The sequence below is a fragment of the Actinomycetospora chibensis genome (genome assembly GCF_028737215.1).
GTDB classification, from domain to species: Bacteria; Actinomycetota; Actinomycetes; order Mycobacteriales; family Pseudonocardiaceae; genus Actinomycetospora; species Actinomycetospora chibensis.
In genome coordinates, this window is sequence record NZ_JAQZAM010000034.1 from 1 (window position 1) to 11,813 (window position 11,813).

At 77.6% G+C, this 11,813-nt stretch carries 9 protein-coding genes; 5 read left to right on the forward strand and 4 right to left on the reverse strand.

From position 1 onward, the window contains the following. Nucleotides 1–61: 61 nt before the first annotated feature. Genes PH189_RS29060 through PH189_RS29075 form a run of 4 tightly spaced genes read right to left on the reverse strand, consistent with a single transcriptional unit; the run spans nt 62 to nt 5,635 of the window. Nucleotides 62–2,983 (reverse strand): ATP-binding protein, encoded by a 2,922-nt coding sequence (locus PH189_RS29060; protein WP_274192353.1) that lies wholly within the window; start codon nt 2,981–2,983, stop codon nt 62–64. Then, a complete protein-coding gene (locus PH189_RS29065) occupies nt 2,980–4,332 on the reverse strand; it encodes a sensor histidine kinase (RefSeq protein ID WP_274192354.1) in 1,353 nt (450 codons plus the stop codon). The genes PH189_RS29060 and PH189_RS29065 overlap by 4 nt, the downstream gene beginning before the upstream one ends. A 5-nt stretch (nt 4,333–4,337) precedes the next feature. Then, entirely contained in the window at nt 4,338–4,991 is a 654-nt protein-coding gene (locus PH189_RS29070; protein ID WP_274192355.1) for a response regulator transcription factor, read from the reverse strand. A gap of 2 nt (nt 4,992–4,993) precedes the next feature. Then, nucleotides 4,994–5,635, reverse strand: a complete 642-nt coding sequence (locus PH189_RS29075) for a histidine kinase (RefSeq protein WP_274192356.1) — start codon at nt 5,633–5,635, stop codon at nt 4,994–4,996. Between the two features lie 199 nt (nt 5,636–5,834). Between PH189_RS29075 and PH189_RS29080 the strand changes: the two genes are divergently transcribed. The 5 genes from PH189_RS29080 to PH189_RS29100 all read left to right on the forward strand — a co-directional run bounded on the left by PH189_RS29080 (nt 5,835) and on the right by PH189_RS29100 (nt 11,700). Then, nucleotides 5,835–7,637, forward strand: coding sequence for an Hsp70 family protein (locus PH189_RS29080; protein ID WP_274192357.1), 1,803 nt, complete (start codon nt 5,835–5,837; stop codon nt 7,635–7,637). Nucleotides 7,638–7,751: 114 nt separating this feature from the next. Next, nucleotides 7,752–9,302: a DICT sensory domain-containing protein gene (locus PH189_RS29085; protein WP_274192358.1), complete on the forward strand. Its 1,551-nt coding sequence runs from the start codon at nt 7,752–7,754 to the stop codon at nt 9,300–9,302. Between the two features lie 47 nt (nt 9,303–9,349). Beyond that, complete coding sequence (locus tag PH189_RS29090; RefSeq protein WP_274192359.1) at nt 9,350–10,369, forward strand: methylenetetrahydrofolate reductase C-terminal domain-containing protein; 1,020 nt, start codon at nt 9,350–9,352, stop codon at nt 10,367–10,369. Continuing rightward, entirely contained in the window at nt 10,366–11,163 is a 798-nt protein-coding gene (locus PH189_RS29095) for a methyltransferase domain-containing protein (protein ID WP_274192360.1), read from the forward strand. The genes PH189_RS29090 and PH189_RS29095 overlap by 4 nt, the downstream gene beginning before the upstream one ends. Before the next feature lie 240 nt (nt 11,164–11,403). Then, entirely contained in the window at nt 11,404–11,700 is a 297-nt protein-coding gene (locus PH189_RS29100) for a hypothetical protein (protein ID WP_274192361.1), read from the forward strand. The last annotated feature ends 113 nt before the right edge of the window (nt 11,701–11,813 follow it).

The following is an 11,813-nucleotide window of genomic DNA, read 5'->3' on the forward strand; positions in this document are numbered from 1 at the left end:
ATCACCTTCCGCGCCACCCTGGCCTGGATCTCATGAACCACCAGACAGGCTCTAGTCCTGCTCAGTCCCTGGTGCGCGCCGGGGCGGTGTCGGTGGGGGCGGTGTCGGCGAGCACGGCCTCGCAGATCCCGGCGAGGACGAGCGCGGCCTCGCGCACCGCACGGGTCGACGCGGGGTGCCCCGCGCGGGCCTTCCACGTGGCGATCTGCTCCTGCGCGGCGCGGCGCAGGTCCTCGGGACCCGCGTCGTCCGCGAGCCCGAGACGGGCGGCGGCGGACGTCCCGGCGCCGCCCGTGAGCCGTTCCGCGGCGGCCTGCTCGCCCGCCGGCAGCACCACCCTCCCGCGGCGCAGCGCGTCGGCGAGCTCGCCCTCGGCGAGCTCGCGGGCTCCCGCCAGCCGGGCGCGCTCGACGGCGTAGAGCACCTGCCACGACCAGTCCCGGCCCCCGGTGCCGCGGCGTGCGAGGGCCTCGAGGCCGTCGAGGGCACGGCGGGCGCGCAGGGGCGCGGGCGGGCGTGGGGTGCCGGGCTCCGGCTCGGCGTGCAGCTCGGCCACGATCTCCCGTATCCGCGGGGCGGCCGGCGGCGGCACCTCGAGCCCGTCGAGCAGGTCGCGGACCGTGTCGAGGAAGGCGCTCTCCGGCGCCGCGTCGGGGGTGTCGGGAGCGAGGGCGTCCCTCGCTGCCTCGGACGCAGCCGGGGCGTCCCTCGCTCCCCCGTCGGTGGGTACCGGGGCCGCCGCCGGCGGGGTGATCGGGCCGGTGGCGGGGTCGGGGTCCGGGGTCGTGTCCGGCAGCGGGATCGAGCCGGCCACCGTCGTCCCCCGACCCGGGGCGGAATCGAGCGCGACGGTGCCGCCGACCGCGGTGATGCGGGTGGCGACGTTGCGCATCCCCCGCTGGGGGCCGGCGACGGACGGGTCGATCGCGAAGCCCGGGCCGTCGTCGCGCACGGAGAAGCGCAGGGCGCCGTCGACCTCCGCGAACGTGATCACGACGGCCGCGCCGGGCGCGTGCTTGCGGGCGTTGTTCACCGCCTCGAGGCAGCAGAAGTAGACGGCCGCCTCGACGTCCGTGCCGTAGCGGCGCCCGGGCGGGACGCCCGTGGCGTCGACGGTGACGGTGCCGTCCGTGCCCGCCGTCTCGAGACGCAGCGTCTCGACGACCCCGCGCTCGGCGAGCGTCGCCGACGACACCCCGGTGGCGGTCTCGGCGAGCACCGCCTCGGCGGTGTCGACCTGCTCGACGATGTGGGCGAGCCGGTCCCGCGCGGCGTCGAGCTGCCCCGCGCCGACCTGGTGCTCGGCGAGCCCGAGCGCGAGGCGCAGCGAGACCAGGTGGTGCTGGGCACCGTCGTGCAGGTTGCGCTCGAGCGCCCGGCGCTCGCCGTCCATCTCGGCCACCGCGGCCCGCCGGGAGGTCGCGATCTGTTCCCCGTGCGCCACCGCCGCCCGCAGCTGGCGCTCGAGCTCGATCTCCACGCGGTGGGCCTGGAGCACGGCGCCGAGGCTGTCCGCGACGTCCGAGAGCAGCTGCCGGCGCTCGCTGCCGCCCGCGACCGCCTCGCCGTCGACGGCCAGCACGCCGACCTCGTCCTCGCGGTGCCGGATCGGGAGGACGACGGACGCGTCGGCCTCGCCGGCATCCTCGCGGCGCCAGCGGAACACCCGGTCGCGCAGACCGGGGCGGTGCGCGGTCAGCTGGACGGTCCGCGCGCCGAGGTGGCGGCCGATCGCCTCGGGCAGGCGGTCGAGCTCGGTGCCCGGCGCGGCGGTACGGGTGAGCTCGGCGATCTCGAGCAGGACGCGGTACGGGGTCGGGCGGCGTCCGTGCAGCAGGCGTTCGACGAGACGGTCGGCGCGCGCCGACACCGCGAGGTAGACCAGCGCGCCGACGACCGCGCCGACCAGCCAGGCGACCGGTCCCCCGCGCGCGACCGCGAGGGCCAGCGCGACGGCCCCGCCGACCGCGACCACCACGACGACGGTGGTCAGCGCGCGGTGCAGCCGGTCGGCGGCCGAGCGCACCCACGGGCGGTAGGCGGCCAGGACGGCGAGCGCGAGCGCCGCCGCCGAGAGCCGGGCGAACCAGAAGAGCAGCGCCGTCGGTGCACCGCCGCCCCCGTCGTGGCGCGCCGTCGGGTCGTCGAGCGTGAGGCCCGGCTGGCCGAGCAGGGCCATGACGACGGTGACCAGGGCGAGCACGGTGGCCGTCGCCAGCACGCCGGTGAGCACGGTGATCAGCAGCCGTGCCTGGTCGCGCCGCTCGGGACTCGAGCCCGTGCGCAGGTGACGCGATACGCCCAGCGCACCGACCAGCGGCACCCCGAACCCGAAGAACACCACGCAGCTCACCGTGTGCGGGAGGAACGCGGTGCCCATGCCCGCGACGAACAGCGCGATCCCCGCGAGCGCGACCAGCAGGCGCTGCCCGCCGCGGACGGCCGCCACACCGGCCGGGAACAGCAGCAGCGCGCCGACGTAGGCCGCGCTCGCGACGCCGTGCAGCAGGACCTGGTGCAGCTCGCCGATCTCGAGCCCGGAGCCGCGTCGGACGACGAGCGTCGCGGCGTGCGCCTGGAGGTTGAACGCGCCCGCCGACCCGATCATGGCGAGGATCAGCAGGCGGATGGTCCAGGTGCGCCCGCCGCGCCGCCAGAGCACCACGGCGACGACGAGGTTCGCCGCGCTCGCGAGGTAGTCCAGCACCGCCTGTCCGACCGGCTCCCCGAGCTCGCCCGCCTCGACGACCCCGCCCGCCCCGGCGTTGCCCGCGTCCGCGGCGGCGGCGACCGCGTCGCCCACGGCCGGCACGTGGGCGGCGAGCGCCACCAGGGCCCCGAGGGCGAGCCAGACGAGCGTCAGCGCGGAGCAGGCGACCAGGGCCACCCACCACGCCGGCACCGCCCACCGGGAGGTCGCCGCGGCGTCGTCGCGGGCGGCGTCGGGGGCCGGGGAGGTCGGCGGCGCGAGGGTGCCGGTCATGGGACACCCCCTCGGTCGGGCTCCCACTCGCGGCGACTCTCCCCGGTGTCCAGGACGACCGGCCGCAACCGGTCCGGCAGCCACACGCGGAGCTCGAGGCGCCCGCCGTGGTCGACGAGGTCCAGCGCGCCGCCGAGCGCGGCGAGACGGTCGACGTCGTCGGCGAGGGCCGCGCGCAGCTCCTCGGCGTCGTCGGGGTCGTCGTCGGTCACCCGGACCTCGACGACGTCGCCGTGGCGCTCGAGGTGCACCTCCAGCGGTGGCCGCCCGCCGCGTGCGGCGAGCAGCGAGATCGCCGACGCGGCGGCGTAGTACAACCCGGACTCGATCTCCCACGGGAGCCGCTCGGCCAGCCGGCCGGACAGGTGCACCGACCGCGGCAGGTCGGCGATCACCTCCTCCAGCGCCGAGCGCGGGCCCTGCTCGCGCAGGACGGCGGGGTGGACGCCGCGGGCGATGAGCCGGAAGCGGTCGATCAGCTCCGTCAGCCGCTCGCGGGCCTCTCCGACGTGGTGGCGCGCCATCTCGGTCGCACCGTCCGGGTCGTCGTCGGCGTCCTCGAGCGCGTCGGCGGCGTCGGTGATCGACTGCCGGAACGCCGCGAGACGGTCGGCCGTCGCCCCCCGCAGCTCGGTGACCAGACGCCGGCGCTCCACCTCGCGCGCGACCTCCAGCCGGCGGCGCGACGCAGCGGTCTCGGCGGCGAGCTCGTCGACGCGGCGGACCCGGGCGGCGAGCTCGGCGCCCCGCGCGACGCCCTGCAGCACCAGGTGGGCGCCGCCGGCGACGTCGCGGACCAGGCGCCGGTCGCCCGCGGTGACCGGTCGCCCGGCCTTGCCGATGGTCAGCACCGCCCGCAGGCGCTCCCCGTCGAGCACCGGGACCGCGTGATCGACACCCGGGCGGGCCAGCAGCGCGCCCAGCGAGGCGACGCGCTCGCCGGGTTGCTGCTCCGGCGGGAACGCCGCCTCGGCGACCAGGACGTCGCCGACCACGAGCCACACGACCGCCCGCTCGGCGGCCGTGCCCTCGCCCAGCACGCGAGCGAGGCCCGGCAGGGCGTCGGTCAGCGAGCCCTCGCGGACACGGGCGGCGGTGTCGGCGAGCACGGTGTAGGGCGTGGGCGCCGGGCGCCGGCCGAGTCGCCGGGCGACGCGGTCCGCCCAGGGCCGGGCCGCCCGCGCCGCCGGCACCGCGACCGCCGCGGCGACGAACGGCCCCACGACGGTGGCGAGCGCCGGGCCGGCGAGCAGCGCCCAGAGCGCCGCGACGACCGCCAGCACGGCCGCGACGACGCCGCCGAGCAGCACCGAGCGCACCGGCCACACGAGTCGTCCGGCCGCGCGCACGGTGATCAGGTGTCGCCGCGCTGCGAGCGCAGGTAGGTCAGGACGGCCTGCACCCGGCGGTGGTGCGCCGAGGTGTCGGCGTGCAGTCCGAGCTTGTCGAAGATGTTGGCGACGTGCTTCTCGACGGCCTTGGCACTGACGAACAGCGTCGAGGCGATCCCGTTGTTGGACCGGCCCTCGGCCATCAGCTTGAGCACGTCGCGCTCGCGCTCCGAGAGCGACGCGACGAGGTCCCGCTTCTCGCTGCGGGGGCGCTCGACGAGGCGCTTGGCCAGCTCCGGCTCGATGACGATCTCCCCGTCGGCGATGCGGGTCAGCGTGTCGGACAGGACCTCGACGCTGCCCACCTTCTCCTTGAGGCGGTAGCCGATGCGGTCGGTGCCGATCTCGAGGATCCGCATGAGGTAGTGCGACTCGGCGTAGTGCGACAGGAAGAGCAGCCCCATGTCCGGGTGCGCCGCCCGCAGTCGCTCCGCGGTGACGAGCCCGCCGTCGGGCTCGGGGGGCATGCGGATGTCGAGCAGGGCGACGTCGGCGGGAATCGTCGAGAGCCGCGCGACCAGCGGGTCGCCGCCCGCCTCGCAGGCCACGACCTCGTGCCCCGCCGCCTCGAGCAGCAGCACGAGCCCCTGGCGGAACAGGGCGCCATCCTCGGCCACGGCTACGCGCACGGGAACCTCGCGGTGATCTCGGCCGGTCCGGTGAGCTCCGCGCCGCCGCCCAGCGGGGCGGCCTCGTCGAGCACCGACCGGCGCCGGTCGGGGTCGACGCCGGTCAGGGTGAGGACCAGGTCGTCGTTCTCCACGCGCACGCGGATGCCGATCTCGGGCCCGCCCGGGGTGGCGGCGTCGGTGGCCGCGTCGGTGGCCACGTCGGTGGCCAGGTCAGTGGCAACGGGGTCGGCAGCGGCGAGGCACGCGGCGACCGCGAAGTAGGCCGCACCCTCGGCGGCGGTCCCGCACCGGACGTCGGCGACGTCGACGCGGGCGACCGCCCCGGTGGCGGTGACCAGCTCGCGCAGCGCGGGCCCGAGGCCTGCCTCGTCGAGCAGCGGCGGGTAGAGCGCGCCGGCCACCTCGCGCAGCTCCTGGAGCGCGCTCTCGAGCTCGGACTGGAACACGTCGAGACCCCGATGCCAGGCATCGTCGCCGTTCCGGCCCGGCGCGTCCGCGCGGAGCACCCCGAGGCGCAGGGCGAGGGCCGAGAGCCGCTGCGCCGGTCCGTCGTGCAGCCGTCGTTCGAGGGTCTGCCGGTCGCGCCACCGATCCGCGCTCCGGCGAGCGTCGTCACGCCCCGGGGTCATCGGGGAAGCCTCGTCCCGCGACCGGGTGCTGCGCCAGAGGGTGGAGCCCGCACGGACGCGGGGACGACGCCGTGTCCCCTGTCGTCGCCGATCACGGCGCGTGCGCATCACGACCCCCATGCTGGTCACCGACCGTCGATCCGTCGCCGGTGAACAGGCCGCGAGGTTACTATCCGTCAAGATTGCCGGAGGAGGGACCGTGTCGTACAGCCTCGGGATCGATCTCGGCACGACCTTCGTGGCCGCGGCGATCTCCCGGGACGGGCAGCGGGTCGAGATGGTGCCGCTCGGTGATCGCACGGTCACCGAACCCTCCGTCGTCCTGCGCCGCGACGACGGGTCGCTGGCCGTCGGGGACGCCGCGGCGCGACAGGCCGGCAGCCGTCCCGGGGATGTCGCGTGGGGGGTCAAGCGCCGCCTGGGCGACCCGACGCCGGTCGCGCTGGGCGGCGAGTCCCGCCCGGCCGGCGAGCTCCTCGCCGCCATGCTGCGCGACGTCCTCGCGAGGATCACCGCCGAGGAGGGCGAGCCGCCCTCGCGGGTCGTCCTGACGCACCCGGCGAACTGGGGCCCCTACCGGCGCGGGCTGTTCGAGGACGTCGCCGCCGAGGCCGGTCTCGAGGACCCGCCGATGCTCACCGAGCCCGAGGCCGCCGGCGTGCACTTCGGCGTCACCCGCGGGCTGGCCGAGGGCGAGCTGCTCGGCGTCTACGACCTCGGCGGGGGCACGTTCGACGCCGCGGTCCTGCGCGGGCGCGCGGCGGGCGTCGAGATCCTCGGCGTACCGGAGGGCATGGAGCACCTCGGCGGCGTCGACTTCGACGAGGCCGTCCTCGGTCGCGTCGACCAGGCCTGCGGCGGCGCGGTGAGCGAGCTGGACGCGCACGACTCCCGGGCCCGCGCCGCCGCCGCCCGCGTGCGGCAGGACTGCGTCGTGGCCAAGGAGACGTTGTCGGTCGACGATCGCGCGAACGTCCCGGTCCTGCTGCCCACGCGGCAGGAGGAGGTGACCGTGACCCGCGACGAGTTCGAGGCGATGATCCGCGCGCCGCTGACCTCGACGGTGGAGGCGCTGCGCCGCGCGCTCGAGTCCGCGGGCGTCGGCGCGGACGCGCTCACGGCGGTGCTGCTCGTCGGCGGGTCGTCCCGGATCCCGCTCGTCGCCCGCCTGGTCGGCGAGGCGCTGGGCTGCCGCACCGTCGTCGACAGCCACCCCAAGCACGCGGTCGCCCTCGGCGCCGCCGTGGTCGCCGCACGGGGGTCGGCAGCGGTCGGCGGCGTCGCCGCGGCCCGCCCCGTGGGCGCCGACGGGACGACCCGCCCCCCGAGCCCGCCGCCGTCCCCGGCCGCCCTGCCGGTCACCGACGCCCCGAACCCGACCGTCGTGCACTCCCCCGATCCCGTGGCCGCGACCCGCAGGCTGCCCCGCGACCCGGCCGCCGTGCGCGCGGCGGCGCAGGCCCCGGCGCCGGCCCCGCCCGAGAGACGGCCGGGACCGGGCCGCGGGCCCGGGGTGCCGGCCGGTCCGGGCGCGCCGCCGCCCGGACGACCCGGTGGACCGGCCCGGCCCCCGGGTGGCGTCGACAGCGGCTACCACCCGCGTCCCGCCGCGGGCGGCGGCCTCGCCGGTCCGGACCGCGGTGGCCCCGCGCGGCCCGGCCCGCGGCCGCCGATGCCCCTGCCCGGAGCCCCGCCCGGATCTCCCCCGCCCGGATCTCCCCCGCCCGGATCTCCCCCCCCCGGACCCCCCTCCGGCCGGCGGCCCCCGCCCGACCCCCGGGCCGCCCCGCCCCGGCCTCCCGGGCCCGTCGGACCCCGGCCGGGGCCCACGGCTCCGCCGGGCCCCGGACCGCAGCCCCCCGAGGCCCCGACGATGGTGACGCGCATGCCGGACGCCGAGCCGCAGGCCGGCTCGAGGCGCACCCGGACCGTCGTGATCGCCGCGGTGGCCGTGCTCGTGCTCGCCGTCCTCGTCGCCGCCGCGGTGATCTTCCTACGCTGACGCCGGGCCGTATCCTCCGTTCGGCGCACTCCCGCCGCCGCTCGACGCGGAATCTGTTGACCCTGCGGTGCCCGGCACGCCCGTTCCGGGTATCGCAGCGTCACTCTTTCGGTCGTGCGCTCACCGGGGACGCGCACGAAGGGTCGGATCGGGGGCACACCGATGGTCGAGGTCGAGCGCACGCGCGAGGTCGGGGAACAGTGGTCGCCCGACCAGCCGACCGTGGCGTCCAAGAGGTCCCTGGTGGCCCTGTCCCACGCGATCGAGGCGGCGGTGCTCGCCGGCCCGGTGACGACGCCGACCGTGGTCGTCGCCCTCTTCCAGCGCCGGGCCTACTTCGCCCGCGAGGCCGACGTCTACGAGCGGGTCGCCGCGTCGGGCGCGGTCGTGGTGCTCGGGTTCGCCGAGGACGAGACGACGAGCACGGCGACGACCGAGGTCCCGGCGGACTGCCGGCTGATCACCCTCGATCCCGACGAGCCCCTCGCCGACGAGTGGAGCGTCGTCGCCGTCGGACCCCGGGCCGGCGCCTACCTCGTCGCCACCGACGCCCACCAGATCGACCCCACCGAGTACACGCTCGAGGCCGGGCGGGAGTTCGTGGGCCGCTGGGGCTGGTCGCGGGTCCAGGCCGCGAACGAGCTCGCCCGCCTGCGCTCGGCGCTGGGCGCCCGCCTCGACACCGCCGTCGGACACACCGTCGACGCGCTGCTCGCGCAGGTCATGCCCACCGGGGGAACGGCCGCCGCGTCCGCGGGGACGGACGGCGAGCGCTGGGCCACGCACGCGCTGCACCGGATGGTGCGGCGGATGCAGGACGCCCGGGAGGGCAGCCGGGTGCTGCGCGCCCAGCTCGTCGACGCGCACGCCGCGGTGGCCGCCCGCGGCGCGGCCCACATCGACCCGCAGTCGGGCCTCACGACGCCGGAGTTCCTCTCCCGCTGGGCGGACAACAGCGGCCCGACGGCGCTGCCCGTGGGCGTCGCCCTGGTGGACGTCGAGGCCCTCGACGGCGCCGAGCACCGTCTGGGGCGTCGCGCGGCCCACCACGCCGCCCGCCGGGTGGCCGCCGCCGTGAGCGAGCCCCTCGGCCCGGTCGACGCCGCGGTCCGCCTCTCCGAGCGCGCCTTCGCCCTCATCGTGCCCGGTGCCTCGTCGCGTCACCTGGCGTCGCTGGTGGACGCGGTGGTCGAACAGCTCGAGCTGTCCTCCGACGGCTACCCGAACGTCCCGCTCGTCGGGCCGGTCGCCTGGACGGTGACGCTGGCCCGCCCGCTGCCGCTCGACGACCTGCACCTCGCCCTCGGCACCCCCGAGCAGCCCGCCAGCACCCTCGCCGGCGACCCGATCGTCGTGCGGGAGGTGCCCGACCCGCTCGGCGCGCACCACCGCCGGGATGCCACCGCCGCTGCCGTCGCCGCAGCACCCGACCCGGAGCCCGAGCCCACCACCGAGCGCATGCCGCGGATCCGCATCCCGGAGGACGTCGCGAGGTCGACCGCGGGGTCGGGCACGAGGTCGGACGCGAGCTGCGCCGGAGCCGGGGTCCCGGAGCTCGTCTCCGACCTCCCCCGCCGTACGCCCCGACCCTCGGCGGTCCGGTCGGCGGTGCTCTTCCGCCCGTCCGCCGTCGTCGGCGACGGGACGCCACCCACGGTGTCGTAGCCGCCCGTGGGGTTTGTCCCGGGTCGCGCGGCGGTATCTCGACCGCGATGACCCCGACGCTGATCGACGCGCCCACCCCGGGCTGTCCGAAACGGATGGTCTTCGGCCCCTGCGGCGGCGTGCGCGACGACGGGTCCTGCGAGCTGGACGCCGGCCTCCCGTGCCCGTGGTGCGACCCGTCCGGGCCCGCCGCGATCCGGTCGTGGCCGGAGCCGGTCCCCGCCGCCCCGGCCCCGGACCCGGCACCGGTCGTGCTCACGGACCTCACCGCGCCGCCCTACGACCTGCGGGCCACGCGCGCGATCCTCGAGACGCTGGCGCCGGTCTCGGACGGCCTGCTCATCGGCGAGGACCAGCACTCCCCCGACTTCCCGCCGACCATGATCGCGGCGGAGATCCTCGCCGCCGGCGGCGCCCCGTGGATCACCCTGACCTGCCGCGACCGCAATCGCGCCGTGCTCGAGCAGGAGCTCGCGGGGCTCGCCGAGCTCGGCGTCGCCGGTGTTCTCTGCGTCACCGGCGACGGGCGGGGTCCGGACGTGCGGCCCGAGATCACGCAGGTGTTCGACCTCGACAGCACCCGCCTCGCGCACCTCGCCGCCGCCGCGGGCGTCCCCGCCGCCGTCGCCGTCGTCCCGGCCGCGCCGCCCTCCGAGCGCCGCGCCGAGGCGCTCGCGGAGAAGCAACGGGCCGGCGCCACCCTCGCCGTCGCCAACCACGTCGGGTCGCCGGAGGACCTCGCGTCCTTCCTCGCCGAGGCGCGCGACGCCGGCGCCGACCTGCCGGTGGTCGCGGGCGTCGCCGTCTACACCGACGCGGACACCGCCGCCGTGCTGTCCGCCTTCCCGGGCCTCGCCCTCGACCCCGAGGCCGTCGCCGCCGTGCTGAACGCCCCCGACCCGCTCGCCGCCGGGATCGACGCCGCGGTCGCCGAGGCCGAGGCGATGCTCGAGGTGCCCGGGGTGGTCGGCGTGAACCTCTCGGGCCGCGCCTCCGCGCGGGGATGGCGCGTGGGCACCGAGGTCAAGGCCGAGATCGCCTCCCGGCTCGCGGGGCGGCGCTCGTGAGCACGGACGACGCCCTCGGGTCGGCGCGCGACTCCGCGATGGAGGCCGAGTTCGACACGGTCGCGGCCTGGACCGAGGAGGCCGTGCGCGCGCTCGGACACGACCACGCGATCCCCGCGGGCTGCCGGGGCAGCGGCTCGCCAGCCGACCTCGCGTGGATCGCGGGCGGGCTGGACCTGCACGCCGACCAGCGCTTCCTCGACTCCGGTGCCGGGCTCGGCGGGCCCGCCGCGTGGCTGTCCGAGCACCTCGAGGGCCGCTGGTCGGGCCGTCCGGTGCTCACCGAGCCGATGGTGCACGCGGCGCAGTCCGCGCGTCGCCTGTTCGGCTTCCCGGTGGCCGCGGCGGCGTCGGAGGACCTGCCGATCGCGACGGCGAGCGTCGACGCGGCGTGGTCGCTCGGCGTCCTGTGCGTCACCGCGGAGCGCGCCCGGATGCTCGCCGAGCTGCGCCGCGTTCTCGTGCCGGGCGGGCGCCTCGGGCTGCTCGTCCTGCTCCACGCCGGCGAGCCCCTGCCCGAGGAGCCCGAGGGCAACGACTTCCCCACCCGCGACGAGCTGGAGACGCAGATCGTCGACGCCGGCTTCCGGGTGGACGACGAGGTCGACGCCGCCCGCCTGCCGGGGGCGCCGATCGCGTGGAGCGAACGGGCGGACCGCGTCGAGGAGTACATCGCGCGCCACCACCGCGACCACCCGGCGTGGCAGCAGGCCGCGGAGCAGGACCGGATCATCGGCCGGCTGATGGGCGAGCGCCTCATCACGATGCACCTGCTGCGCACGACGGCGGTGTGACGCCGCCGGGGTGGCCGGAAACCCCGATCCGGTCCCCTGTGCTCCCGCTGCGGCAGGCGGCGCCGCTGGCCGGGGGACACTCGGGTGGACGCACCACCCGACGCGGAATCGGTTCAGCTCGGCGCGACACCGCCTGTCGCGCTCCCGCAGGGCGACCCCGGACGGCTTGTATGGAGCGGAGCCGCCCGACACGGGCCCCGCGTCCGCGGTGCCGTCGGGCCGGCTCCGGGAGGAGCTCAGGTGACCTACGACGCGGTCAGTGCCTACACGGTGCTGTTCGGCGACGGCGAGGGCCCGGCGGCGGTCAGCGTCCACGGTTCGGCCGACGAGGCGTGGGCCGCCCTCGACACGCTGGTCCGCGGACGCTCGCGCCGCTGGCGGTCCCGTCCGGCCGCCGCCGACGAGCACCGCGTCACCGAGCTCGCGGAGCGCTGGCGCCGGGCCGATCCCGAGCGCCGCTACTGGCAGGTCGCTCCGCACCGCCTGCGCGTCACCATCCCGGCCATCGCCGCCACGCGGACGCCCCGACCCGCCTGACCGGGCCGCCAGACCGGGCCGGCCGCCCGGGCGCCTCCCCGGTCACCGAGCGCTTCTAGGGAGGCCCCCACCCCGGAGAGGGGTAGGCCCTCCCGACGCGCGCCCCGCCGCCG